The following is a 26,923-nucleotide window of genomic DNA, read 5'->3' as shown; positions in this document are numbered from 1 at the left end:
GTCTTTGTATTGTTCATACCCACTAAAGACTAAAGTTAATCAAGCTTCATTTTAAATTCTAAAAAAAGTTCATTATAATAACTAATCATTTCAGGGCCTAAATCTCTGTACATCTCTAATGAGTCTAGGGCTGCTTCATCCGGATAAAAGCGCTCATCATTTTGTGTATCATCATCCATCATTGCTAAAGCGGCTTCATTAGGCGTGGAGTAGCCCACCCACTCTGTATTAGTTGCCGCAATTTCTTCTTCTAAAAGAAAATCGATAAAACGATGTGCACCTTCAGGGTTATTAGCATTTTTAGGAATTGCCATACCATCAAACCACAGATTAGAACCCTCGTCGGGTACTATATAATTTAAGTTCTCATTTTCGGCCATGGTATCTTTAGCCATACCACTCCATACAACTGCTAAACTTGCTTCATCTTCAGCCATCATAGATGAAATTTCATCACCAACAACACCTCGAATGTTTGGTGCTAATTCAAAAAGTTTTTGCTGTGCCGAGTTAAGAACATCTCGGTCAGTTTCATTTAAAGATTGTCCCATACTATTTAAAGACATCCCAATTGCTTCGCGAGCCCCATCTACCATGAGTATGTCATTTTCTAAATCATCATCCCATAATGTGTTCCAAGTGGTTAAATCTAAATCAGACACAACATCTTCATTATATAGAATACCTACAGTGCCATAGAAATAAGGCACGGTATAATCACTTAGACCGGGTGCTAATCGTTCAGTGATATCAGGATCAATATTGTCATCGTTTTTTAACTGTTCGTAATCTATCGGCATCAACATATCATCTTTAATCATTTTCTCAACTGCGTATTCACTTGGAAATACCACATCGTAATTTGTACCACCTTGATTGACCTTCACCATCATCGCTTCGTTGGAATCAAAAGTTTCATAGATTACCTTTATACCTGTCTCTTCATAAAACTTATCTAATAGTTCAGGGTCGATGTACTCACCCCAGTTATAAACATGAATGGTATTATTTGATGAAGTATCGGCATCATCTGTAAAGTTCGTTGACACTAAAAGTAATAGTCCTATTGCAAGCGGTAGGATAATGAGCGTTATAAATGTTTTCATTAAACACTACCTCCCTGCTTTTCTTGCCTTTTACTGATTAAATAATAGATAAATACACAAGTGAGAACAACGGCAAAAACCATGGTAGATATGGCATTAATTTCAAGCGTAATACCTCTACGTGCCATTGAGTATACCTCAACTGATAAGAGTGAGAATCCACTACCTGTTACAAAAAATGTAACTGCAAAATCATCTAAGGAATAAGTCAGTGCCATAAAAAATCCCGCAATGATACCCGGTTTAATATAAGGAATAATCACTTTCATAATCGTTGTCTTTGTATCTGCACCAAGGTCTTTTGCTGCATCAACTAATGATGTATTCATGCTATATAGTTTGGGGAGAATTAATATAACAGTTATCGGTACTGAAAATGCAATATGCGCTAAAATAACACTCACTGACCCTAAACTCATGCCAGCTAATGTAAAAAGTATTAACAATGACGCACCAATAATAACGTCAGGCGAAACAATCATGACATTATTAACAGCAAGTAGAATTTTCCTTCTTTTTTCTTTTATATTGTACAGGTACAAAGCACCACATAGTCCGATTAAAGTCGCTATACTACTAGAGATTAAAGCAACAGCAATCGTATTAAGCATGATGACAATCATTCTCGAATCTGTGAGTACTGATTTATAATAATCAAGCGTAAAACCATCAAAGTGACTCATATTACCTGCACTATTAAATGAGTAAAACATGAGGTAGAATATCGGAAAGTACAATAATAATATCGAGACAAGTAAGAAAATATTAGAGATCTTTTTCATAGTTTCATCACCCGTTTATCTGACTTTCCACTCGTTATCACCATGATTAAGAGCATAAATATCACTAGAAATATACCAATTGTGGAACCCATTCCCCAATTCTCATTTGTTAAGAATTGTTGTTCAATTGCTGTCCCTAAAGTAATTACCTTATTACCTGTAATTAGCCTTGTAATCATAAACAGACTTAAAGCGGGTATAAACACAACTTGAATGCCTGCTTTAATTCCATCAGCTGTTAACGGTAAGATAATCTTACTAAATACTTGAACACGTGTTGCACCGAGGTCTTTGGCAGCATTTAATAAATTATTATCGATACCGTTTATTGCATTAAATAATGGTAGAAGCATAAAGGGTAAGAAAATATAAACACTGACAATAATAAATGCTGTGTCGCTAAAGAGTAACTGCATTTCATCGATATTAAATACAGCAAAAAAATCATTTAAGATTCCGTTTTTCCCAAAAATACCGATGAATGCATAGGTTTTTAGCAGTAGGTTTATCCAGGTAGGTAAGATAATAATCAGCAGCCATATTGTCTGACGTTTTGTTGCATTTACAGCTAGTGCAAGTGGATAACTTACGACTAGGGTAAATAATGTGATTAAAAATGCATACCAAAATGACGATAAGGTCATCTGTATATAATTACTTGAAAAAAATGATGCATAGTTGTTCAAAGTGATATTACCAGATAAGTCTATAAAACTATATGCTGTCATGAGCAATAAAGGAAAGACGACAAAAATTAGCATCCATAGTGCATATGGAATCAGCAATAGTTTCTTCATTCGTCCTCACCTTGAAAAGATTCCAGTCGCTCTATAAAGTTTTCTTCATCTTCTCCTGGAATCATAATATGGATATCTTCCTTATCAAAATTTAAAGAAATATTACTCCCTACTTTAGCATTCCTCGTGGAGTGCATCACCCACTCGTATCCATCTTCGTCAAGGCAACAAATCTCATAGTGGACACCTTTAAAAAGTACTGAGTCAACCGTGACATTAAGTTTATCTTTATTGTGTTCACCAAAGTAAATATCCTCAGGTCTAATCATGACATCTACACTTGTATTAGGCATAATCCCACCATCAATGCAGTCATATGAGCGTCCATAAATACTGACCACTCTATCCTTGACCATCGTACCTCTTACAATATTGGATTCCCCAATAAAATCTGCAACATAACGGTTGAGTGGTTCATCATATATATCTTTAGGTGAGCCTGTTTGGACGATATTCCCTCGGTCCATGACGATAATTTCATCACTTAGTCCAAGGGCTTCTTCTTGATCATGTGTTACAAAAATAAAGATAATACCGAGTCGCTTTTGCATTTCTTTTAACTCATACTGCATATCTACTCTCAAGTTGTAATCCAGAGCACTCAGTGGTTCGTCGAGCAGTAAAATATCTGGCTCATTAATCACCGCACGCGCGATTGCAACACGCTGTCTCTGACCGCCAGATAAATCACCGATATTTCTATTTTTAAATTCTTCTAAATTGGTTAATCTCAAGACTTCATCGAGTTTTTTATCCATTTCTTTTTTTGAAGTCTTTTTAATTTTCAGGCCAAAAATAATGTTCTCTAAAACATTTAGATGTGGAAAAAGCGCATAGTCTTGAAAGACCGTATTCACCTTTCTTTGATTAGCTGGAATCTTGTTCATCACCTTATCATCAAAACGCACTTCCCCACTGTTCGGTTCGATAAAACCCCCAATAAGTTTTAGTATCGTCGTTTTACCACAACCAGAAGGCCCGAGAATTGTATAAAATTTATTATCTTCAAATGTATAATTTATATGTTTAAGAACTTGTGTATCTCCATATGTATAAGCGACGTTTTCTAGTTTAATTGTTGTCATGTATACCTCCTCGTTAAAATTAGTACAATTCATTATATGCGAGAAGGTATAGATATGACAATCAAATTTTTATGGTTTTAAAATGTCTTTAGGCTCACTATCTTTTAGCTGTTTAATAATTTTAAATGGCACCATGCCACTCGCTTTTTCAAAATCTTTAAATAGTGTTTTCTCTTCAGCTTTCGACGGTACAATTTCTTTGAAATCATCATAGGCTTCTTGAAATTTACCAGCAAGAACACCTTCTGTATAAGCAATCTCAACAGCCTGGTAGAAAGACATAACGTGAAGAATTTCTTCAGTCGACCAATCATAGTCTAAGGGATATGTGTATTCTTTATTTTCCATCTAACCTCTCCTAAAAAAATAAAGATCAGAGTAAATACCCTGATCTTTAATGTTTATATATTACATAGAGTGAACTGGACGACCTAGTGCAACTTCAGCTGCTTCCATAGGTACTTCACCTAGTGTTGGGTGAGCATGAATTGTCAATGCAATATCTTCCAGTGTCATTCCTGTTTCAACTGCTAAACCAAGTTCAGAAATGATATCTGAAGCACCGTTTCCTGCAACTTGTGCACCAAGTACTAAACCGTCTTCTTTACGGGCAACAACTTTAACGAAACCGTCTGTTTTGTTAAGTCCTAAAGCACGACCGTTTGCTTGGAACGGGAATTTACCTGTAGAGACTTCGAAGCCTTTGTCTTTAGCTTGTGATTCGTTAAGTCCAACAGTTGCTAATTCAGGTTCTGTAAAGCATACAGCTGGCATCGCAATATAGTCCACTGCTGATTTTTCTCCAGCAATCGCTTCTGCAGCAACTTTACCTTCATAGCTTGCTTTGTGTGCAAGTGGTAATCCATCAACGATATCACCAATTGCGTAGATGTTTGGAATACTTGTACGTGATTGCTCATCTACCTCAATGATTCCACGATCAGTCATCTTTATTCCAAGTTCTTCAAGACCAATTTCATCTGTATTCGGACGACGTCCTACTGTAACTAATACGTAGTCGGCTTCAACTTCATGAGTTTCATCTTTAGCTTCATATGTTACTTTAACGCCATTGTCAGTTTCTTCTGCTGATTTAGCCATGGCTTTAGTAACGATAGTCGCATTTTTAGATTTAAGATTTTTCTTAACTAACTGTGTCATTTGTTTTTCAAAGCCACCAAGAATATCTGCAGTACCTTCAAGGATTGTTACCTCTGTACCGAAGTTCGCATAAGCCGAACCTAACTCAGTACCGATGTAACCGCCACCGATAACGATAAGTTTCTCTGGTGCTTCTTCAAGTGCTAATGCACCTGTAGAATCTAATACTCTTCCACCAAATTTGAATCCAGGGATTTCAATTGGACGTGATCCTGTTGCAATGATAGCATTTTTAAATTCGTAAGTTTGAGATTGTTTTTCATCCATTACTTTAAGTTTATTGCTGTCTACAAAGTAAGCTTCCCCATTAACAACGTTTACCTTATTACCTTTAAGTAACATTTCAACGCCACCAACAAGTTTGTTAACTACGCTTTCCTTGAATGATTGCACTTTAGAGAAATCTAATTTTACACCTTCTGTAATGACACCCATATCTTCTGAATGTTGTGTTTCGTGGTAACGGTGTGCTGATGAAATCATTGCTTTAGATGGAATACATCCAACGTTTAAACAAACACCACCTACTTTATTTTTTTCTACTAATGTTACGTTTTGGCCAAGCTGTGCTGCTCTAATTGCAGCGACATACCCACCTGGTCCGCCACCGATTACAATTGTGTCTGTTTCAATAGGAAAATCTCCAACTACCATTTTACTATCCCTCCATAAGTAATAAATCCGGATTATTAAGCAGGCGCTTAATGTGATTCAATGCATTTTGAGCAGTTGCCCCGTCAATTTGTCTATGGTCGTAACTTAACGATAAGGCAAGTACACGCGCTGGTACAACTTCACCATCTTTAACAATTGCTTGCTCTTCAATACGTCCGATACCTAAAATCGCAACTTCAGGCTGGTTGATGACAGGTGTGAACCATTTACCACCCGCAGAACCAAGATTGGAAATAGTAACTGAACCGCCTTTCATTTCTTCAGACGTCAGTTTACCGTCACGTGCTTTTGTTGCTAAGTCGTTGATTTCATCTGAAATCTCAAACATAGATAACTTATCTGCATCTTTAACAACTGGCACAACTAATCCTCTTTCAGTATCTGCTGCAATACCTACATTATAGTAATATTTCTGAATGACTTCAAATGTTTCATTGTCAATAGAAGTATTAAGTACTGGGTATTTTTTAAGTGCAGAAACGAGTGCTTTAACCACATATGGTAAGAACGTTAATTTAACATTTTGTTCAGCTGCGATCTCTTTGAATTTCTTACGGTGTGCCCATAAGTCATCCACTACAACTTCATCAATGTGCGTCACATGTGGAGAAGTTTGCTTAGAATTCACCATTGCTTTAGCAATCGCTTTTCTCATTCCTGACATTTTCTCTCTAGACTCTAAATCACCAGTATTTTGAACTGGAGCTGAAACCTTGCTCTCTTCTTTAGTTTCAGAAGCTTGGTCAACAGCAGTACTTTCTTCACTACCGAAATTCTCAATGTCTTCTTTTAAGATACGGCCATTTTTACCACTACCTGAAACTTCCTTGATATTCACACCTTGTTCACGTGCAAATTTTCTTACAGCAGGCATAGCAATAACAACGGTATCATCTTTGTCTGAACTAGCTTTTGAAGCTGTCTGAGTTTCTACTTCGTTCGGTGATTCTTCTGTTACCTTGTCTTCATCAGCAGGTTTGTTTGCATCGTCAGTGACTTCTGTACTCTCTTTAGTTTCTTCTTTAGAAGATTCGCTTTCATCAGAAGCATCTCCACTGTCTTCTGAACCGTCATCAATGGTTACAATAGTTGTACCAACAGTCGTTACTTCACCTTCAGCAACATGGATTTTTGAAATTGTGCCATCTACAGGAGATGGGATTTCAACCACAGCTTTATCATTTTGTATTTCAGCTAATACATCATCTTCACTAATTGAATCGCCTTCAGCTACTAACCACTTAGCAATTTCGCCTTCGTGAATACCTTCACCGATATCCGGCAATTTAAATTCATATGCCATAGTAATTCCTCCTGTTTAATAGAGTTTAGAAATCTAGAACTTCTTTTGCACGTTCGATAATAAGATCTTTATTTGGAAGCCATACACTTTCTGCCTGAGTAAATGGATATACCGTATCCGGTGCTGTCACACGTAGGATTGGTGATTCTAAGTGTAATATCGCACGCTCTGATAACTCAGAGACAACATTTGCTGCAACACCAGCTTGACGTTGTGCTTCTTGGATCATTACAGCACGGTTTGTTTTCTTCACTGATTCAACTAAAGTTTCATAGTCAACAGGAGAAACCGTACGTAAATCAATTACCTCAGCACTGATATTTTCCTCAGCAAGTTCGTCCGCTGCCTTAATTGCTTCTTGAACCATTGCACCGTAGGCGATTAATGTTACGTCTTCACCTTCACGTTTTACGCTCGCCTTACCAATTTCAACTTCATACTCCTCATCAGGTACTTCTTCACGGAATGAACGATAAAGTTTCATGTGCTCTAAAAAGATGACTGGATCTTCTGAGCGAATAGCTGAAATTAAAAGCCCTTTTGCGTCAATTGGATTAGATGGAATAACAACTTTTAATCCTGGTGTTTGTGCCATTAAACCTTCTAGTGAGTCAGCGTGTAATTCAGGTGTGTTAACACCGCCACCAAATGGTGCACGTACTACGATAGGTGTTGTTTTTGATGCACCAGAACGAATTCTGTGACGTGCAATTTGACCAGCAATACCATCCATTGCTTCGAATAGGAATCCGAAGAATTGAATTTCAATGACTGGACGATAGTTTTCTAGAGTCAAACCAAGACCGAGTGACACGATTGCACTCTCTGCTAATGGTGTGTCAAATACTCTATCTTCTCCGAACTCTTTTTGTAAGCCTTCTGTAGCTCGGAATACACCACCGTTAACACCAATGTCCTCACCGAAAACCAAAACATTTTCATCGTTTTTTAACTCTGTTGCCATAGCATTAGTGATCGCTTGAATCATTGTCATTTGTGCCATATTATTTTGACTCCTTCCCTTTGTAGTACTCGTACTGTTCACTTAGGTTAGATGGCATTTCATCGTACATTAATTCCATTAATCCTGTAACAGTTTGTTTTTCTGTTGCGTCTGCTTCTTTAATAGCAGCTTTAATTTCTTCTTTCGCACGTTCGATAACTTCGTCTTCTTTTTCTTTAGTCCATAAATCTTTACCTTCAAGATAGGTACGGAATCTTACTAATGGGTCTTTCTTCTCCCATTCAGAATCTTCGTCAGAAGTTCTATATTTAGTTGGATCATCACCAGCCATAGTATGTGGACCATAACGGTAAGTTAACATTTCAATTAATGTCGGGCCTTCACCGTTAACCGCTCGGTCACGTGCTTCCTTAACCACTGAATAGACTGCAAGCGCATCCATACCGTCTACTAAGACTCCAGGGATACCTGCTGCTACTGATTTTTGAGCAAGTGTTTTTGCTTTAGACTGTAATTCTCTTGGTGTAGAAATCGCATAATTATTATTTTGTATTACGAATATTGCTGGTACATTATAGGCACCTGCAAAGTTGATACCTTCGTAGAAATCACCTTGTGAAGAACCACCGTCACCAGTGTAAGTAATCGCTACATTTTCTTTACCACGTTTTTTAAGGCCAAGTGCAACACCTGTCGTTTGCACAAACTGAGCACCGATAATAATCTGTGGGCTTAAGGCGTTCACGCCTTCAGGGAACTGGTTACCTTTATAGTGTCCACGTGAGAACAAGAAAGCTTTTGTCAACGGTAATCCATGCCAGATTAACTGTGGCACGTCACGATAGCCTGGTAATATATAATCCCCTTCAGATAATGCGTACTGACTTGCAATTTGTGATGCTTCTTGACCAGCTGTTGGTGCGAAGAATCCAAGGCGACCTTGGCGGTTTAAAGCAGTAGAACGTGCATCCAATACACGCGTCCAAACCATTCTAGTCATTAGCTCAACGAGTTGATCGTCAGATAAATCTGGAACTAAATCTTCGTTAACGACTTCCCCTTTTTCATTCAGAACTTGAAATGTTTCAAATTTAGCTTCAATATCTGATAGAACATCCACCGGGTTAAACTTTTCATTTGCTGCCATGTGTGTTCACAATCCCTTCTTGATATGATTAATTAATTTCATTCTAACATAAGGCTGTTATAACAGTAAAACTTATATAACTATAACAGAATGATACAGGTCTTATATATCAAGGGTTGTAATAATGTAACAGTTAAATCTGTTATAGTAACACTCTGGAATTAGCCTTATTGCGCTTCTAAAATTTGCTCAATTTCTGTTTTAATCTGATTTACTTTCTCTGTTTCCTCCGTAAATGTAGACGATGCTTCGTTAATCGGTTCGCTGTACTCTGCAATCTGATTTAGGTGTTCATCGATCACATCTTGTGTCACTTCTTCTTCACCAAGGTATTCAAATAATTCCATCTCGCTAGCTAAAGCTTCTTTGTATGTATTATTTAGCGTTTCATGAGCTTCAAAACGTGCCGCCATAGACTGAACAAGTGATTCTGCTTCTTGTTTATATGATTCATCAGATATTTCTTCTACAGATGTTTTTGCCTCTTCAAAAGCCTCTTTAGCACTTGTCATCATCTCTGATTCCTCATCTAATAATTCGAGACGTTGTTCAGTGTTCTCAATCAAGTCTGGACTAATATTATTAATTTCTTCTAAGTTTGCATCATTTAATTGTTCTTGAAGCTCTGACTTTTCACTTTCAAGCGTATTATATTCCTCGTTAATATCTGCCAAGTCTTTTTCTTCAGTTAAACTCTGAGTAAAATCATCGTAGAAATCATTTAATTCTGATTTCGCGTTGCTACATGCCGATAAAAATAGCAAAGCGCCTAATAGTAATATACTGAATTTTTTCACTGACTATATACCTCCAAAGTTAGTATCATTTAAAATATATTAAATCTGACAATATCATTTTAACTTAAATATATTGTATAATAAACAAGTGTTTGAATTGAGGAGGTTATATCATGCTGACAATGGCAGACATTGTAAAAGACGGAGCGCCGATACTCCGCACTAAAACAGAACCGATTGAAATCATAGATGATGAAACAATTGCCGAGTTAAAAAGTATGAGAGAGTACCTGGTTAACTCACAAGATCCTGAGATGAGTGAAAAATATTCACTCAGACCTGGTGTTGGTCTTGCAGCACCTCAAATCGGTTTAAATAAGAGAATGTTGGCAATTTATGTTGAGGGTGAAGATGGTAAACCGGAATATGATTATATGCTAATCAATCCAAAAGTAAAAAGCCATTCAGTTACAGAAACTTTTCTACCAAATGGTGAAGGTTGCTTGAGTGTTGATGAGGAAATTGAAGGCATTGTGCAACGAAAAAAACGCATAAGAGTAGAAGCACAAACTATTGAAGGTGAAAAGATTGAGATTAAAGCAAAAGGCTTTTTAGCAGTCGTTCTCCAACACGAACTTGATCATCTAAATGGCGTTATGTTCTATGACCACATAGACGATGATGCACCGTTTGAAGCGAAAAATGGTGCTCAACCACTCGAATAACAAAGTACTTAATTTAAAACCGTCCGTTAATTTCCCTTAGGGAAAACGGACGGTTAAATTTTGGCCAATTATATAAATTCATCTTTTCTAATCGTATAATAAATATTTTTATCTTTTAATTTATCTAGAAGTTCATTCATTTCATCTTCGTTCATAAAGACCGGATCACTATCATGCGGGATGATGAGGTCACCACCACTTCCCTGCTCTGTATTTTGATCTTGATCGTATACATAGTTCATTACAATAGTGTTGCCCCTTACGTTAAACTCCACACCAGTAAAAACCTTATCTGTACGTTCTTGTTGCCTTTCTACCCCTATCATAATCTGTTCTGCCTTCATCTTTCATCCTCCTTTTGAGTCCATTATAAAGTCTTTGCAAGTACTCGGTCTATAAGGTAAAATGAAATTAAGTATATAAGGGTGTGATCGTATGCTGAAAAAGTTACTCGGTAAGCTTAAGAAAAAGTTGAAGGGCATCCTAGGCAGGAAAGGTTTATTGCGCAATGAATATATGAAGGGTAAATAAACCCTGAAATAATGTGCCTTAAAACATATAAAAAGGCACATATTTTTATTGTGTAGACGACATAAAATATACAATTATCTAATTTATAAAGGAGTCATCATTTATGACAGTATTTAAAGTATTATATCAAGAAGACAAAGATACGCGTATCATTAGAGAAGATACTCAGATCTTATATGTCGAAGCTGAAACAGAAGAACAAGTTAGAAAGTCACTTAAAGACACTAACAGTAACATAGAATTTGTCCAGGCACTTAGTCCCGCGCATCTGGAATATGAAAAAAACAATAATGAAGACTTCAAAGTAGAGTCTATCGACTAATGTCATTAGAAACAAATGAAGTTGGTGTATTTTCTCTCGGGGGACTCGGAGAAATCGGGAAGAATACTTACTGTATCGAATACAAAGATGAAATTATCATCATCGATGCGGGTGTTAAGTTCCCTACAGATGACGAACTTGGCGTAGACTATGTCATTCCTGATTACACTTACTTAAAAGAGAACGAACACAAAATTAGCGCATTAATCGTAACGCACGGTCACGAAGACCACATCGGTGGCATTCCTTTCCTACTGCGCCAAATTTCAGTACCCATCTACTCAGGCCCACTCGCTTTAGGCTTAATCAGAAATAAATTGGAAGAACATAACTTACTAAGTCGTACAGAGCTTATTCCTATTGATGAAGACAGTGTACTTAAGTTTAAACATATGGATGTTGAATTTTATTTAACGACACACTCTATACCAGAGGCTTACGGTGTTATTATCCGTACACCTGAAGGTAACATTGTGCACACAGGTGATTTCAAATTTGACTTTACTCCTGTTGGTGAACCTGCCAACTTATCTAAGATGGCACAGTTAGGTGAAGAAGGGGTACTATGCTTACTTTCCGATTCTACCAACGCAACAGTGCCTAACTTCACCATTAGTGAAAAGGAAGTAGGTCAGAACGTCGAAGACATCTTCAGAAAATGTAAGGGGCGTATCATTTTCGCGACCTTCGCATCAAATATTTACCGTGTACAACAAGCTATAGAAGCAGCTGTGAAATTTGACCGTAAAATTTGCGTCTTTGGTCGTAGCATGGAAAATAACATCAAAATCGGTCAAGAACTCGGTTATATCACTGCACCACCTGAAACTTTTATAGAAGCAAAAATGATTAATAAGATTGATAAGCATAAGGTGATGATTCTGTGTACGGGTTCACAAGGTGAACCAATGGCTGCCCTATCACGAATTGCTAACGGCACACATAGACAGATCAGTATTATTCCAGAAGATACGGTAGTATTTAGTTCTTCACCAATACCAGGTAATACCTTAAGTGTGAATAGAACAATTAATGCACTTTATAAGGCTGGTGCTGATGTTATTCACGGAAAACTTTCTAACATTCATACATCAGGCCATGGGTCACAAGAAGAACAGAAATTAATGTTGCGTCTAATGCAGCCGAAGTTCTTTATGCCAATCCACGGTGAATACCGAATGTTGGATCTCCACAGACAACTTGCTATTTCAACTGGAGTTAAAGAAGATAACATCTTCGTCTTTGAAATCGGAGATGTACTCGCACTCACTAAAGATAGCGCAAGATTTTCTCACCGTGTTCAGGCAGGTACTGTTTTCGTCGATGGAAATGGTATCGGAGATATTGGAAACATCGTCTTACGTGACCGTAAATCACTTTCCGAAGAAGGCCTGGCTGTTGTTGTCTTAACAATTGACTTCTCTACCGGCGAATTATTAAGTGGACCAGACATCATCTCACGTGGATTTGTATATATGAGAGAGTCTTATGGTTTAATTAGAAGTGCAGAGAAGAAAATTAAAGATGAAGTCAATAAATTACTTAGTACCAAAGACAATGTGGAATGGTATAATGTCAAACAACTAATCATTGAAGAATTAAGTGGCTTCTTATACAACAAAACGAAACGTCGTCCAATGATTTTACCAATCATTATGCGTGTAAATGACGATAAATAGTAAAAAACCTGCGAATAATATTCGCAGGTTTTTGTTTATTTCAACCGATCCATCTTATCTTCAAATAGACCTAATTGTTCATCTGTACCGATTAATATTAATATGTCACCATCTAGTATCGTTGTATTTGCATCGGGGCTGACGATAATGTCGTGGTCTCTCTTTATTGCAATGATTGAAATCCCAAACTTCTCTCTTAATGTTAAATCCAAAATTTGTTTGTTTTCAAATTTTTGATTTGCACTAAATTCAATTATTGAATGGTTATGAGAGACTTCTAGGTACTCTACAACAGATGATGAGACCAACCTATGAGCAACACGTCTACCCATGTCTCTCTCTGGATGAATCACGGAGTCGGCACCAATTTTTTCTAACACTCTACCGTGATGGGCAGTTTGTGCTTTAGATGTTACTTTCTTTACACCCAAGTCTTTTAAAATTAAAGTCGTTAAAATACTAGCCTGGATATTATCACCAATTGCTACAATGACATTATCATAATTATCAATACCAATATTTTTTAGCATTGCCTCATCTGTTGAATCTCCGATAATACCTTCAGTAGAGAATTCTTGATACTCATTGACCCTATTCTCGTCTGAGTCAATTACTAATACATCAACATCCATATCGTGAAGTTCCATAACAATACTTCCGCCAAATCTTCCTAGACCAATTACCGCAATTTCTTTTTTCATGCTTTCAACCTACTCTATTTACTAGTATTTTTTATTTCCTTTAACGTAGTCTTTATCGAACAAGAATAATCTCGCTAAGAGAACAAGTGAAGGAATCAATATTAGTAAACCTAAAACAAAGACGATTGTCAATGCAAATGCCATGTTTTCATTCACTACTGCATCATTTATATTAATGTAAGGATAAAGGAGATAAGGTAACTTACTTATGCCATAACCGAAAAATGCAAAGGCAAATTGCAGCATAATTAAAATAAACGCTGTGCCGTAATTACGACGTCTCCATACTAAGAACACTGCTAGGATCATAGAAAGTAAACTTAGACCAAATAGATACCAATAGTTCTGAGCATTTTCAAAGTGTACCTGGTTGTGGTCTCTTAAACCTAGGAAAACAAACTGTGTGATGACCAAGGTAGGTAAACTCCAAATTAAGAACCAAGTTCTTGTAAGCTCACTTGCCTTTTCGTCTTCTGCCTTGTTGGCATAGAATGTTAGGAAACCACTTGAAATATATAATACTGAAATAATCGCTAAGAAAACAACTGACCAACCATAAGTTGAAAATAGAAGTTCTTCTACATTTAACGTGAGACCTTCAGCAGTTTCTTCAATATAGCCACCCTCTGAAATTACAAGTGCAATGGATAGCGAGGCAGGAATTAAAAGTCCTGTTAGACCATATAATGCATCCCAACTCAGCTTACTCTTAGTATTATAAGAGTTAAAGGCGTAGTATGCCCCCCTGATAGATAACAGTATGAGTGCAAGAGACCCTGGTATTAATAAGGAAGTTCCTAAATAATAAGCAGTATCAGGGTAAAAACCGACGATTCCAACGAAGAAGAAGACGAAGAAAACGTTGGTTGTTTCCCACACTGGGTTCAAATATCTTGAGATTATCGGGCTAATGATATTGTCATCACCAGTTAGTTTAGAATAAAAGTTAAAGAACCCCGCACCAAAATCTATGGAAGCAATGATCACATATAAATATAAAAAGCTCCAGAGCACCGTAATACCAATAATTTCATAATCTAAACTCATCATGGTAAACGACCTCCCGTCACATCTTCAGACTCGATGCCAGTTTCACCGTACCAATTTAGCTTCTCTTCTTCAGCGGACTTATCTTTAAACATCTTAATTAGTACATAGATTGACGTAATACCTAAGATGACATACAGCACTGCGAATGCAATAAGTGTAATACCGAGACCGTCTGCTTGTGTCACCGCGTCTGATACTCTCATATATCCTCTAACAATCCATGGCTGACGTCCCATTTCCGCTAGGAACCAGCCTGCTTCAATCGCTAAGAAACTAAGTGGTCCAGTTAAAGCGTAGAGGTAGAGTAAGAGCGGGTGGTGCTCATTAATTTTAGTCCATCGTTTCGTCCATTTTACTAGGAAGTAAACGATCGCAACGCCAAGTCCGTACATTCCAAAGAACACCATTAAGTCAAAGAAGTAGTGAATGATTAGAGGTGGGTGTTCATCTTCTGGTATATCGTTTAAACCTGTGACTTCAGTATCAAAAGAGTTACCTGCTAAGAAGCTAAGCGCCCATGGAATTCTTAGCTCATATTTTACCTCTTGGGTCTCTTCATCCAGAATACCGAATAATACTAAGTCTGCTCTTTCCTCTGTTTCAAAATGCCATTCAAAAGCTGCTAGTTTTTCTGGTTGTTCTTCGTGTAAGAATTTAGCAGATAAATCTCCTGCAAGCATAGTTAGTAAAGCCATCACAACACCGATTGACATCATGACTTTTAGACCTTTTTTATGATAGGTTTTATCCTCTGTAAATTTCGCTTTTAGTAATTTAACTGCACTAATTGTTGCGAGTAAGAAAGCAATTGTCATATATGCTGTCACTACAACGTGGAATACTCTTACCCATGTTGATGGGTTAAACATGGCAGCAAGTGGATCAATATTTAGAAATTCCCCATCGACAAAATCAAAACCGGCAGGTGTATTCATAAATGAGTTCACTGTCGTTATAAACACTGCAGATAAACTTGACCCTAGCACGATTGGTATAGTTAATAGCCAATGGTACCACTGATTTTTAAAACGATCCCATGTGTATAAGTATATGCCTAAAAATATTGCTTCAAAGAAAAAGGCAAATGTTTCCATAAATAATGGCAGTGCGATAATCTGTCCACCAAGTCTCATAAAATCAGGCCAAATTAATGACAGTTGCAAGCCAATAATCGTACCTGTCACAACACCCACGGCTACAGTTACTGTATATCCTTTGGCAATTCTTCTTGACATGGTTAAATAATGTGCGTCTTGCTTTCTAATTCCCAAAAATTCGAGAACCATAAATACAATTGGTACACCTACACCAATGGTGGCAAATATAATATGAAAACTCAACGTCATTCCTGTGAGTAAGCGTCCAATTAAAACATCATCCATAATTTTCACCCCGTATTCGTACTCTCCATTATAAACGCTTTTCCCTATTAACTTAAATGGTAAGCGAGAAGAAACATTGACATATTTGTGAAATTATTAACATTTAACTTCAGCTATATTTTAGGAGTGGGTAATTTTACTTTACTATGGAAATAAAGTCCAATTAGTACCATGAGTAATAGACTCGTTATTGCAATTCTTGATGCAATGGTCCCGAAATCACTTAGTACTAAAGTGATACTACCGTAAATAAATGGTCCAACGATAGCACTCATCTTGGCACTAAAAGCGAAAAGTCCAAAGAATTGACCTTCATGTCCATTTGGCGCTAATTCTATAATAACCGTTCTAGAAACAACCCAGACAGAACCCATGGCGATACCAAACATGCTGGCAGCGATCCAAAAAGTCCACATCGGCAAAGGCAACGCTGCAATTAAAATGGCTGTCGCTAAAATTATACTAATAATACTAAAGGTTGGTTTTGAGCCGTACTTTTGATTTATAAAGCCGAATACTAAGGCGCCGATAATAGAAAATAGCGTCGCAACCATGAATACAACTAAGAAAGCTGATGATTCAAAACCGACAACAGTCGTTGCATAAGGCTGCATCATAGCAATTGCTGTAGCCAATGCATCATTTATAAAGAAGTAAGCAATCATGAAAAAGAAAATAGATGGATGTTTTTTTGCTTCTTTAAATGATTGATAGATTTCTTTATAACCTGTTAAAAACGACGCTTTTGTTTTAGGTTGCTTTTTAACACGGTCCTTATTCACAAAGAACAATGGCAGTGAGAACAGCAAGAATAAGATTCCGCTTAGCCAAAATGCATTATGAATCGGTGCATCACCAACGATGATTAAGACGGAGAAAATACCTACAAGTGTTCCTAGATAACCTAGGGCAACACCAAAACCAGAAATTAATGGTACTTCTTTTTTACTCCCTAAGGATGACAACATACCATCGTAAAATACATTACCTGACCCATATGTAAACTTAGCAAAAACAAAGAATAAGATGGTTAAGAATAGGCCATTTGGTATGCCAAATATTGTGCCACTATTCATACCACCAAAGAGCCCCATCAGAATCGAAGCGACTACTGTAAGAATAGTAAATAAAACAACATATTTTTGTCTTCTGTTTGTTCGGTCCATTAGTACACCAAAAAGTGGCGAGAAGATGATTAAGAGAATTGCAGATGCTGCATTTGCATAAGCAATAACCGTAGAAGATATCTGTTCTAATCGTGCATTAGTCCCAACGATTTCTGTAATGTATTGCGGGAAGAAAAGCGTCACGATATTCGCTGAAAAAATAGTATTGGCAAAGTCATAAAGTGCCCATGCCAATATTGGCATTGAAAGAAATAAAGCGATTGGTTTTCTATTTCGTTCTTGCATATCGCACCTCGTTGTATAAATTTTTATGTTTTAAAAAAGACATGCAGTCTCCTCTGCATGTCCAGTTTACAATACAATATTTAATTTTAAGTTAAGTTTGTATATTCTTCGATTAAATAAAGTACATCTTCACCACTATCTACGTGTAATACACGTTCTGCTAAATGCTCCATGTCGGTCTTTTTAATACCTGAAATATACTCACGAATCGATAATATTTTTTTTGAAGGAACGGATAATTCATCAATACCGAACCCAATTAATAATGCTATGGACTTATAGTCTGATGCCATTTCACCACAAAGACCAACCCATTTGTCATACTTCTGGCCACTATCAATTACTTTTTTAATTAAGCCTAAAACACTTGGGTGATAGGGTTGATACAAATCACTCACTTGATGATTGAGTCGATCGGCTGCCATTGTGTATTGAATCAAATCATTGGATCCAATGCTAAAGAAATCAACATATTTTGCAAGTTGGTCACTTATCATAGCAGCAGAAGGTGTTTCGACCATGATCCCAGTAGATATTGACTCTAGTGTTTCACCTGTTTCCTTCTCAAATCGTTCTTTCTCTTCAATCAGCAAGGCCTTTGCACGATTAAATTCGTCTAAAGTTGTAATCATAGGAAACATAACTTTTAAATCACCATGAACACTGGCGCGCACTAAAGCACGTAGCTGTGTTCTAAAAATATCTTCATTTTTTAACAGGAAGCGAATAGAACGCTCACCTAAAAATGGATTTGCTTCTTTGGGTAGATTTAAGTAGGCTAGCTCCTTGTCTCCACCGATGTCTAGTGTTCTTATGATAACTGGCTTATCTTCCGCAGCTTCTAAAACCGTCTTATAAGCAGTGTATTGTTCTTCTTCAGTGGGTAGGTTCATACGGTTCATATACAAGAATTCTGTACGATAAAGACCGACACCTTCAGCATCGTTGTTTTTTACATCAACGACATCCTCCGGTCCCTTAATATTGGCAAACAGATTCACTTTAATACCATCTAATGTTGCTGTTTCTTTACCAATTAATTTTTGTAATTCTTCATTCTTCTTCTCTTCAGCTTTTTGCTTTTCACTGTAGGCAGCGAACTCAACTTCTGTCGGAGAGATAACAACATCTCCACTGAAGCCGTCTACAATAATGTCGTCACCTTCATTGACCTTCTCTACTATATCTTCAATCCCTGAAACGAGCGGGATATTTAGACTTCTAGCAATAATTGCTGCATGACTCGTCATACCGCCTTTTGCAGTTACGATACCATTTACATATTTGCTATCTAGTTGAGCGGAAGCTGAAGGTGTTAGCTCTTCAGCGATGATTACTACAGGTTCTGTCATATGCGTCAAATCAGTTACTTCAACACCACGAATGTTATTAATTAGTCTTAGACAAATATCTTTAACATCAAGTGCCCTAGCACGCATATATTCTGATTCAAGTGTTTCAAATTTCTCGACATATACTTTTCCTGCTGACTCAATTGCACTTTCAGCATTATTCTGTGCTTTGATATGTTCGATTATTTGTTCATTGAATCCTGGATCATCCAGCATCATAATGTGCGCATCAAAAATGGCAGCACTATCTTCGTCGAGATTTTCTCCTACATTCTCTCTCAACTTTCTTAGCTGGACATGAGCTTTTTGAACACTATCTTTGTATGCTTTTATTTCAGTTTCAATCTGATTACTTGCGATTATCTCTCTAGTAATTTCTACATCAACTTCATTTGAAATAATTATGCTTCCAAAGCCGATTCCTTCACTCAATTGATTCCCTGTAATAATTTCGGGCATTATTCAGTCAGTCCTTCACTTGATAAAGTTTCTGAAATTGCTTCGATTGCTTCTTCTTCATCTTTGCCATCAGTGTAGATAGTCACTTCTGCACCTTTACCTACTCCTAATGACATGACACCCATAATTGATTTTAAATTAACTTTCTTACTGTTGTATTCTAGTTCGATGTCCGACTCAAATTTAGTAGCTGTCTGTACTAGGATTGTAGCTGGACGTGCATGAATACCTGTTTCATCTATAATTAAAAAAGACCTGCTCTCCATTGACTTTTCTCCTTTAGGTGATATTTTATCTGTTGATTACATTCATTTTACAATATTTTTAAGATTCTTGCATTGAACCATCAACAATTTGTGCATTTAAATACGAAACGCATTTCTCAATGTGATCATCACCGAGTTTTTTCATTAGGAAATAAGAAATTAAAGCAGTCGTTCCTTGTGTAGCAATTGGAATGATACCAAACTGGCCGTTGGATTTTCGTTGTTTCTTGCTGATTTTATTCACAGCAAAACCGATGGATTTCCTTGCGACAAATTCACCGACTACACTCGAAGCCATAACAGCTGCACGTGTCTTCATATCGTCTGTATATTTTGTGATATCTTCATGTTCTATACCAAAAATTTCTTCAATATTATCATTGATTTCATTCATCATCTTCATGTCCGTACCCACATCAAGTAATGGTATCGGTAAAGCAGCAGCAAGTGCAGAATATCTAGCCTTAGATCTAACTAATTCTCTTGCTTCTTCTGCACGATTATTTATTTCTTCTTTAGTTAACATCGTAGACATACTTATCTTCTCCTTTAAAAGTTCTATTAAGTACTATACCCAATTTATAAAAGTTTGAACTTAATTGAACGGATTCACAGACAAAAATTTATAAATAATACTTGCCGCGAGTGCACTCGTTCGATCATTTTCATCTAGTGGTGGAGAAACCTCAGATATATCAAAGCTTTTCAAGTTGTCTAATCTTGAAAATTTTGCTATTAAATTATGAATTTCAAGCGCTGTATAACCATTTGGCGTTATTGCACTTACACCTGGTGCAGTTGCCGCTTCTACTGAATCCATACATAAGGTCATGATCACTGCATCGTAATCTCGAAGTTGTTTAAATACAGTATCAGCTGCCGCCGTTTCTCTGACCTCATCAATAGAATAGTAGTTAACATTAAAGCGGTCAGCAGCATCATATAAAGTTTTTGTGTTTCCTTGTTTCTGAAGCCCTAATACATAATAATCCACATCTTTATCAGCAGTTAGTATTTGATGAAACATAGTCCCAGACGATGGTCTTTCATCTCGTAAATCAAAATGGGCATCGAAATTTAAGATGGCAAGTTTCCCATCAAATGTCTGCCTTATACCGAGATAGTGTCCGTACAAGGTTTCATGTCCACCACCAATGATAATAGGAATACTACTCACCTCGTATATCTCAGCTAATTTCTCAGCAAGAGATTTTTGAGAGGCTTCTAAATCTTCATCCCCGATAATTGTACCTGCATCATAGAGTGTATCGTTATAAGCATATGATGATAATTTTTCTCTCACTTTAAACGGTGCTTCTTTTGCACCCAGGCGCCCTTTGTTTCTTTTTATACCTTCTTCAGAACTAAAACCAATAATGACGGGCGCCTTAGTTTGACCATTAAAATCCTGAATTTGTTGGTGAATACGCTCATTTAAGTCTTTCGTGTCTATACGACCTGAGTATTTATGCTTCCTTATCTCGTGCATCACTTCGACCTCCCTGAAATTCTTTGAAAATACTAATTATCAACAACGGTGTCAGAATCAATACTAAGAATACATTGAACGGTAAAATAAAGAGTGAAAGTTCTACGTCTTTAAAGAGTGTAATGTAGAGACTGACTGTCACATTTAACCAAAGTATGAAGATGGTGATCATCTGTCTATGGTAGTGAGAATTTCTCAGTATAACCATGACCGTAAAGTAGATATATAGCACAATCAAAACAAGTGAGATTAAGAGATTTACCCATTCGTAAATTGTCTGCATATCACTTAGTTTGAAATACCCTTCAACAAAAACACCGTTACGATTGTTGAACTCTAAGAAAATAAAGAATAAGGACACGAAACCAAGAAGCAATTCTAAGTAAGACACCTTAAACCATGAAGGTAGATCTGTTTCAAAGAATTGTTTCAATTTATCGAGTAGTCGATTTCTAAAATCATATAATTCCCGAGAGAAGCCTAAGTACTTATCGACTTTAGACGTGTTAAGCGATTTACGATTTTTATTTAAGCGTGATAGCTGGTCTTCTTTTTCTATACCAGGTTTTTTTAATATATTCGTGGACTTCAATAAAAACACTCCGACCCATAAGGCCATATAAGATGACACCCAAACTAAGGCGAAGAATACATTTATAGATAAGACATCGGTTGGCGTGATAGTCGATTCTATATTTGAATACACTGAGTTTTGTGTAAAGAAATATGCAATACCATAGAAGAACAAGATAATCATGTAATGTTCCTTACGGTGTGCTGGATTTAAGTACTCATTAAAAATACTAAATAATAAATGAATAATAAAAGCAAATAAGAATAGAAAGGCCCATGAGCCATATACTTCTGTCATCAATATAGTTGTAATGATAAATAATCCTAGAGATAATCCTAAGTAGAAAAATGTCAGTACAACATCGTATTTTGTCGTTGATCTTATCCAGGAAGCGACCTTAAACATAAAAATACCAAAGCCAATAATTAATATTCCTCCGATGATTGGAAAGCCTCCAATCATTGTTGAAAGCATGTTTAACACTTCGAGGAAGAAGGCATTGATTAAATCGAAGACTGTCTCAATGCTATTCTCATTGACTTCTTGCTCCTCACCGCGTAGTGCTCCAGTGTTAAACAAAATAAAAATACCTAAAACTATAAAAAATACACCTAATACATAGCTGATTAATACTTCACTACTATTTCTTAATTTACTTATCATGTGGTCACCTCTAGACTTACAGTATATAAAATATCAACATAAATTTCATTTAATGCAATATTAGTGTTTAAAAGCTATAAAACTGGATATATATTAATTAACAGAAAATAATATAATTGATATCTACATATCCAAAAAGTTTTGCAAGAAAATATGAGCTATAATGATTACAATGTGTCATTATACCATTTTTGTACTCTATACTCATGTAAAAAGAAACTGAATTTACCTAGCATTCCTATAATTTATAGGGGTGCTTTTTTTAACACGAAAAAAAGCATGTTCCCTTTAACTAGAAAACATGCCTTAAAACCAGGTCCTAATTTGATAATAATGCACGATGTGCAATATCGGTACGATAAAAGACCTCACCCTCATTAAATTTTATTTCTTTAATACTGTCATAGGCAGACTTGAAAGCACCTTCAATCGTATCCCCTGTTCCAGTAACAAGCATGATACGCCCACCTTTTGAAATATAGTCACCCTCTTCTGTTTGGGCAATACCACTAACATAGCTTCGTTCCATAATGCTATCGTCAAACTGAATGGCTAAGCCTTCCTTATACTCGTATGGATAACCTTCAGTTGCAAGCATGACCCCAACAGTGTATCCAGACTTCCATTTTATTGTAAAGGGCCGTTTAGCCTTTAAGTCCTCAAGTAGTGATGCAAAATCACTCTCGATCATATTAAGAAGCACTTGTGCCTCAGGATCTCCAAATCTTGCATTATATTCTAAAACCTTAACGCCATCATCGGTAATCATGGCACCCAGATATAATACTCCGAAATAGCTTAATCCCTCTTTTACCATAGCATCAACTGTTGGTTCGATTATCGTTTTGACAGTTTCTTCTCTTACCGTTTCACTAATATGTGTGACTGGTGCATAGGCGCCCATACCTCCAGTATTCGGCCCTTTATCCTTACCGAAAGCTTTTTTATGGTCTTGGGCAATAATTTCAAAGGCATGTGAAAAGTCTTCATTTACAAATACCATCAATGAGAATTCTTCACCTTCTAAATACTCCTCAATAATAAGTGGTTCGAATTGCTCGCTAGCTTCAGAAGTCAACATTTCTAACGCTTCTAAACCATCTTGAGTGTCCTTAACAATCATGACACCCTTACCTTCAGATAGACCATCCTTTTTTATTACAAACGGCGTTTCTCTCGATTCTATATGAGCTTTTGCTGTTTCATAACTTGTAAATATTTCATAATCCGCAGTCGGTATATTGTATTTTTTTAACAAGTTTTTAGTGAAGCTTTTACTTGTTTCCATTCTAGCTTCTGACTTTCTCGGACCAAACACTGTCAAACCATATTCATCAATTAAAAAATCAGCAAGTCCTAATGATAATGGTTTAGCATCCCCTATGATGACCCAATCCACTTGTTTTTCTATGCAAATACCGGCAATCGCATCAAAGTCATCTTCAGATACTCTGTACATGACTTCACAAATTTCTCTCATGCCAGCATTACCTGGAATCGCAAAAATTTGATCGACACTGTCGGATTTACTCAACATTTTGACAATGGCGTGTTCTCTCCCGCCCTTGCCAATTACTGCAACGTTCATAGTGATTCCCCTTTCAATTCTGTTACAGACTCTTAATATGAACTTTACATCAGTATATCTTAAATCTTTGCACTCTACTAATTTCTTGTCATAAAACAATTAGTATTTTCATAGCTTTTTCTTATGACTTTAGAGATAATAAGATAGAGAAACTTTTTAGGAGGGTTTAAGAATGACTGCAGAATTACTAAACGGACGTGAAATCGCTAAAGATTATCGTGCCGGATTGCAAGAAGAAGTAGAAAAATTAAAAACACAAGGTGTTGTGCCTAATCTTACGGTAGTCATCGTAGGAAATGACGGTGCTTCATTAAGTTATGTCCGTTCTAAAAATAAAGCGGCTGAAAAAATTGGTATGGAATCCGCAATTGTACATCTACCAGAAGAAACTTCTGAGGATGAAGTACTACAAAAAATTGATGAGTTAAATAACGATGACAGTGTGAGTGGTATCTTAGTCCAAGTACCCCTACCTGAACAGGTTGATGAAAACAAAGTACTTGAAGCAATTGCACCACATAAAGATGTTGACGGGTTTAGTCCTGTTAATATTGGTAGACTATATACTGGTCAACGTACATTCGTACCATGTACGCCACTTGGTATCATGGAATTATTAAAACACACAGGATCATTAGAAGGTAAGACTGTAGCAGTAGTCGGTCGTTCACACATTGTTGGACAACCAGTTGCTAAATTACTTACAAATGAAAACGCAACGGTTACTTTAATGCACTCACGTACCAAAGATATGGTCGCACAACTTAAAAACTTCGACGTTGTCGTAAGTGCCGTAGGTAAACCAGGATTAATTTCAGGTAAAGACCTTAAAGAAGGAGCGATTGTCATCGACGTTGGTAACACAGTCGTTGATGATAAGCTTGTTGGTGATGTTGACTTTGAAAGTGCAAAAGAAGTTGCAAGTTACATTACTCCAGTTCCAGGTGGTGTGGGCCCATTAACAATTACGATGGTATTAAATAACACACTCCTTGCAGCTAAATGGCACAACGGATTTGAATAATATAATAAATCGCCCGAGTGTTAGGCAGATGCCTAACACTCGGGCGTTATTATATTAAAACAACTCATATAAATGCTAACTTTTTAAGATTTAATCTCTTTAAATCTACCTGTTGAAAATTTCTCTGCAATTTCTCTTTGCATCAAAGTCAGCTCCTTAATTCACTAACCTCTTAAGATAATGTAAGTGAGATATACTAAGTAGAATACTAGTAAAATTATGCCCTCTATCTTTGTAAGTTTCTTTCTCCACAAAGCTAAAACTAGGAGTAAGACTGTTGCTGCTATTAGTATCCATCCATCGATGATAAAGTCACCACTAACATTTAGTGGTTCAATCGTTGCTGTAAGTCCAGTAACGAAGAATATATTGAAGATATTACTTCCGACAATGTTACCTATTGCCATAGATGCCTCGCCCTTTAGTGCTGCAGTAATCGATGTCACAAGCTCTGGAAGTGAAGTACCAATTGCTACTATAGTTAAACCAACGAGAGCTTGACTCATACCTAAACTGATTGCGATAGATGAAGCATTAGATACAACCATTTCCCCACCAAGCACAATTCCTATTAAACCAATAACAAATAAGACGATGCTTTTTAACCAAGACATATTCTGACTATCATCCGCACTACGTTCTTCTTTTAAATGTTTGGAGCGTTTTGTCTTAATAAGAATATAAAAAATAAATAGTATAATACCAACGAGTAGAATAATACCATCTGCTCTACCGACAATGTTTGTGGCACTAGAAAATAAAATGGCATCCGACATCAGAATCAATAATAGACCTGCTGCGATTAAAGAGTAAGGTAACTCTCTTGTACTTGTCTGTCTATCAATAATTAAAGTAGACACCAAGGCAGTGATGCCGAGTAAAAGTGTGATATTGATGATGTTACTTCCAATTATATTTCCTAATACCATATCTCCATTTCCTTCTAATGCTGCAATGATACTAACTACAGCCTCAGGTGCACTAGTACCAAATGCAACAATAGTTAAACCAACTACCATAGGTGAGATATGTAGCTTTTCTGCTATAGAAGAGGCGCCATCGACAAAAAAGTCAGCCCCTTTTATTAATAGTAAAAAGCCAATAACTAATAAAATCCATTCCATATATTTAACTCCTTTTTGTTATTCTTGGTCGTCCCTATATCATTATGATAAAATTAAAACAATTCTATTACCAGCTCTGGAGGTATAATATATGAACTCTGAAAGTCTTATAAAATTCATGATCGGTATTTTACCACTTGCTCCAGCAGTAAATACATACCTAGATCAAGATACTGAACAAAATACATCCGAAGAAACGCCTGAAGATTATACTGGGCCGACCATGGAAGAAGAAATAAATAATCATACAGGTAATTTACCTGCTATAAAAAATGTTGAAAATGTTAATGTACAAAACGGTGATGATTTTGATCCTTTACAAGGTGTCTACGCTGTCGATAATACAGACGGTAACCTGACTGAGGAAATTGAGGTTACTGAAAACAATGTAAACACCTCACAAAATGGTACGTATAACGTATCTTACAGAGTAGAAAACTCAAATGGTGGTTATTACACCTATGTTCGTGTGATTACAGTTTCCGATGCTCCATCTGATAGTTTACCACAAGTACCACCAAGTGATGGTTCAAGTGAATCAGACAATGAAAATTCCAATGAAAGCAGTAATGCTGAAGTCCTATTTGAAGGTGTAGATGACCTTACGATTACAGCAGGCGAAGAATTTGATGCTAAAAGTGGTGTTAGAGTCACTGATGTCGATGGTACTGATATTAGCGATCAGCTCTATATATCAGGCGAAGTTGACACACAAACACCGGGTGAATATACAATTGCCTATGCTGTTTTTGACATCTTTGGCAATCCAAATGCTGTCGGACGTACAGTTACAGTTCAATAACATAGAAAAAGACTGCAGATCAT

General features: G+C 36.6%; 27 protein-coding genes. 5 read left to right on the top strand and 22 right to left on the bottom strand.

What is annotated here, in order from left to right; all coding sequences use genetic code 11:
- Positions 1 to 35: 35 nt before the first annotated feature.
- The 10 genes from V6E76_RS05815 to V6E76_RS05770 form a co-directional block, all read right to left on the bottom strand.
- Entirely contained in the window at positions 36 to 1,106 is a 1,071-nt protein-coding gene (locus V6E76_RS05815) for an ABC transporter substrate-binding protein (RefSeq protein WP_247350740.1), read from the bottom strand.
- Positions 1,106 to 1,888 (bottom strand): ABC transporter permease, encoded by a 783-nt coding sequence (locus V6E76_RS05810; RefSeq protein WP_247350738.1) that lies wholly within the window; start codon positions 1,886 to 1,888, stop codon positions 1,106 to 1,108. Before V6E76_RS05810 ends, V6E76_RS05815 begins: the two co-directional genes overlap by 1 nt.
- Positions 1,885 to 2,685 carry an ABC transporter permease gene (locus V6E76_RS05805; RefSeq protein ID WP_247350736.1) on the bottom strand — a complete coding sequence of 267 codons (801 nt, stop codon included), beginning with the start codon at positions 2,683 to 2,685 and terminating at the stop codon, positions 1,885 to 1,887. The genes V6E76_RS05810 and V6E76_RS05805 overlap by 4 nt, the downstream gene beginning before the upstream one ends.
- Complete coding sequence (locus tag V6E76_RS05800; RefSeq protein WP_247350734.1) at positions 2,682 to 3,770, bottom strand: ABC transporter ATP-binding protein; 1,089 nt, start codon at positions 3,768 to 3,770, stop codon at positions 2,682 to 2,684. The genes V6E76_RS05805 and V6E76_RS05800 overlap by 4 nt, the downstream gene beginning before the upstream one ends.
- A gap of 69 nt (positions 3,771 to 3,839) precedes the next feature.
- Positions 3,840 to 4,118, bottom strand: coding sequence for a UPF0223 family protein (locus tag V6E76_RS05795; protein ID WP_026867485.1), 279 nt, complete (start codon positions 4,116 to 4,118; stop codon positions 3,840 to 3,842).
- A gap of 60 nt (positions 4,119 to 4,178) precedes the next feature.
- Positions 4,179 to 5,585, bottom strand: a complete 1,407-nt coding sequence (gene lpdA, locus V6E76_RS05790) for a dihydrolipoyl dehydrogenase (RefSeq protein ID WP_026867484.1) — start codon at positions 5,583 to 5,585, stop codon at positions 4,179 to 4,181.
- Between the two features lie 4 nt (positions 5,586 to 5,589).
- Entirely contained in the window at positions 5,590 to 6,909 is a 1,320-nt protein-coding gene (locus tag V6E76_RS05785; RefSeq protein ID WP_026867483.1) for a dihydrolipoamide acetyltransferase family protein, read from the bottom strand.
- A 25-nt stretch (positions 6,910 to 6,934) separates the two neighbouring features.
- A complete protein-coding gene (locus tag V6E76_RS05780) occupies positions 6,935 to 7,912 on the bottom strand; it encodes an alpha-ketoacid dehydrogenase subunit beta (protein ID WP_026867482.1) in 978 nt (325 codons plus the stop codon).
- Between the two features lies 1 nt (position 7,913).
- On the bottom strand, positions 7,914 to 9,020 hold the full coding sequence (gene pdhA, locus V6E76_RS05775) for a pyruvate dehydrogenase (acetyl-transferring) E1 component subunit alpha (protein ID WP_026867481.1): 1,107 nt from the start codon (positions 9,018 to 9,020) through the stop codon (positions 7,914 to 7,916).
- A gap of 167 nt (positions 9,021 to 9,187) precedes the next feature.
- Positions 9,188 to 9,817: a YkyA family protein gene (locus tag V6E76_RS05770; RefSeq protein ID WP_247350719.1), complete on the bottom strand. Its 630-nt coding sequence runs from the start codon at positions 9,815 to 9,817 to the stop codon at positions 9,188 to 9,190.
- 113 nt (positions 9,818 to 9,930) lie between these two features.
- Here V6E76_RS05770 and def point away from each other — a divergent pair, with 113 nt between their 5' ends.
- Positions 9,931 to 10,482 carry a peptide deformylase gene (def, locus tag V6E76_RS05765; RefSeq protein WP_247350716.1) on the top strand — a complete coding sequence of 184 codons (552 nt, stop codon included), beginning with the start codon at positions 9,931 to 9,933 and terminating at the stop codon, positions 10,480 to 10,482.
- 68 nt (positions 10,483 to 10,550) lie between these two features.
- Here def and V6E76_RS05760 read toward each other — a convergent pair whose 3' ends face one another.
- Positions 10,551 to 10,826 carry a hypothetical protein gene (locus tag V6E76_RS05760; protein WP_247350700.1) on the bottom strand — a complete coding sequence of 92 codons (276 nt, stop codon included), beginning with the start codon at positions 10,824 to 10,826 and terminating at the stop codon, positions 10,551 to 10,553.
- A 290-nt stretch (positions 10,827 to 11,116) separates the two neighbouring features.
- Between V6E76_RS05760 and V6E76_RS05755 the strand changes: the two genes are divergently transcribed.
- Positions 11,117 to 11,335, top strand: a complete 219-nt coding sequence (locus tag V6E76_RS05755) for a DNA-dependent RNA polymerase subunit epsilon (protein WP_026867477.1) — start codon at positions 11,117 to 11,119, stop codon at positions 11,333 to 11,335.
- The gene (gene rnjA / locus V6E76_RS05750) at positions 11,335 to 13,014 is read left to right on the top strand and encodes a ribonuclease J1 (RefSeq protein WP_247350699.1); all 1,680 of its coding nucleotides are present in this window, start codon (positions 11,335 to 11,337) and stop codon (positions 13,012 to 13,014) included. The genes V6E76_RS05755 and rnjA overlap by 1 nt, the downstream gene beginning before the upstream one ends.
- A 35-nt stretch (positions 13,015 to 13,049) precedes the next feature.
- Here the strand turns inward: rnjA and V6E76_RS05745 are convergent, their stop codons facing one another.
- From V6E76_RS05745 to purD, 10 genes are all read right to left on the bottom strand, one after another.
- Positions 13,050 to 13,715, bottom strand: coding sequence for a potassium channel family protein (locus V6E76_RS05745; RefSeq protein WP_247350696.1), 666 nt, complete (start codon positions 13,713 to 13,715; stop codon positions 13,050 to 13,052).
- Between the two features lie 21 nt (positions 13,716 to 13,736).
- Positions 13,737 to 14,765, bottom strand: coding sequence for a cytochrome d ubiquinol oxidase subunit II (locus V6E76_RS05740; protein WP_247350693.1), 1,029 nt, complete (start codon positions 14,763 to 14,765; stop codon positions 13,737 to 13,739).
- Positions 14,762 to 16,147, bottom strand: a complete 1,386-nt coding sequence (locus V6E76_RS05735) for a cytochrome ubiquinol oxidase subunit I (RefSeq protein ID WP_247350679.1) — start codon at positions 16,145 to 16,147, stop codon at positions 14,762 to 14,764. Before V6E76_RS05735 ends, V6E76_RS05740 begins: the two co-directional genes overlap by 4 nt.
- 113 nt (positions 16,148 to 16,260) lie before the next feature.
- Entirely contained in the window at positions 16,261 to 17,559 is a 1,299-nt protein-coding gene (locus tag V6E76_RS05730; RefSeq protein WP_247350677.1) for an MFS transporter, read from the bottom strand.
- Between the two features lie 86 nt (positions 17,560 to 17,645).
- Positions 17,646 to 19,370 (bottom strand): phosphoenolpyruvate--protein phosphotransferase, encoded by a 1,725-nt coding sequence (ptsP, locus tag V6E76_RS05725; RefSeq protein WP_247350675.1) that lies wholly within the window; start codon positions 19,368 to 19,370, stop codon positions 17,646 to 17,648.
- Positions 19,370 to 19,636, bottom strand: a complete 267-nt coding sequence (locus V6E76_RS05720; RefSeq protein WP_026867471.1) for a phosphocarrier protein HPr — start codon at positions 19,634 to 19,636, stop codon at positions 19,370 to 19,372. Before V6E76_RS05720 ends, ptsP begins: the two co-directional genes overlap by 1 nt.
- Positions 19,637 to 19,694: 58 nt before the next feature.
- Positions 19,695 to 20,171 carry a YcjF family protein gene (locus V6E76_RS05715; RefSeq protein ID WP_247350654.1) on the bottom strand — a complete coding sequence of 159 codons (477 nt, stop codon included), beginning with the start codon at positions 20,169 to 20,171 and terminating at the stop codon, positions 19,695 to 19,697.
- A gap of 60 nt (positions 20,172 to 20,231) precedes the next feature.
- The gene (locus tag V6E76_RS05710) at positions 20,232 to 21,125 is read right to left on the bottom strand and encodes a formimidoylglutamase (protein ID WP_247350649.1); all 894 of its coding nucleotides are present in this window, start codon (positions 21,123 to 21,125) and stop codon (positions 20,232 to 20,234) included.
- Positions 21,103 to 22,362 carry a lipoteichoic acid stability factor AuxA gene (gene auxA / locus V6E76_RS05705; protein ID WP_247350648.1) on the bottom strand — a complete coding sequence of 420 codons (1,260 nt, stop codon included), beginning with the start codon at positions 22,360 to 22,362 and terminating at the stop codon, positions 21,103 to 21,105. The genes V6E76_RS05710 and auxA overlap by 23 nt, the downstream gene beginning before the upstream one ends.
- A 319-nt stretch (positions 22,363 to 22,681) precedes the next feature.
- Positions 22,682 to 23,950, bottom strand: a complete 1,269-nt coding sequence (gene purD / locus V6E76_RS05700; RefSeq protein WP_247350638.1) for a phosphoribosylamine--glycine ligase — start codon at positions 23,948 to 23,950, stop codon at positions 22,682 to 22,684.
- 172 nt (positions 23,951 to 24,122) lie between these two features.
- On the opposite strand from purD, the gene folD reads away from it, so the two are divergent.
- Positions 24,123 to 24,974 (top strand): bifunctional methylenetetrahydrofolate dehydrogenase/methenyltetrahydrofolate cyclohydrolase FolD, encoded by an 852-nt coding sequence (gene folD / locus V6E76_RS05695; RefSeq protein ID WP_026867466.1) that lies wholly within the window; start codon positions 24,123 to 24,125, stop codon positions 24,972 to 24,974.
- 164 nt (positions 24,975 to 25,138) lie between these two features.
- Here the strand turns inward: folD and V6E76_RS05690 are convergent, their stop codons facing one another.
- Positions 25,139 to 26,098, bottom strand: coding sequence for a calcium/sodium antiporter (locus V6E76_RS05690; protein WP_247350631.1), 960 nt, complete (start codon positions 26,096 to 26,098; stop codon positions 25,139 to 25,141).
- A gap of 91 nt (positions 26,099 to 26,189) precedes the next feature.
- Between V6E76_RS05690 and V6E76_RS05685 the strand changes: the two genes are divergently transcribed.
- On the top strand, positions 26,190 to 26,900 hold the full coding sequence (locus tag V6E76_RS05685; protein ID WP_247350625.1) for an immunoglobulin-like domain-containing protein: 711 nt from the start codon (positions 26,190 to 26,192) through the stop codon (positions 26,898 to 26,900).
- Positions 26,901 to 26,923 lie beyond the last annotated feature (23 nt).

It is taken from the genome of Jeotgalicoccus huakuii, assembly GCF_036665975.1.
GTDB classification, from domain to species: Bacteria; Bacillota; Bacilli; order Staphylococcales; family Salinicoccaceae; genus Jeotgalicoccus; species Jeotgalicoccus marinus.
This window is presented reverse-complemented; position numbering and strand designations above follow the sequence as displayed.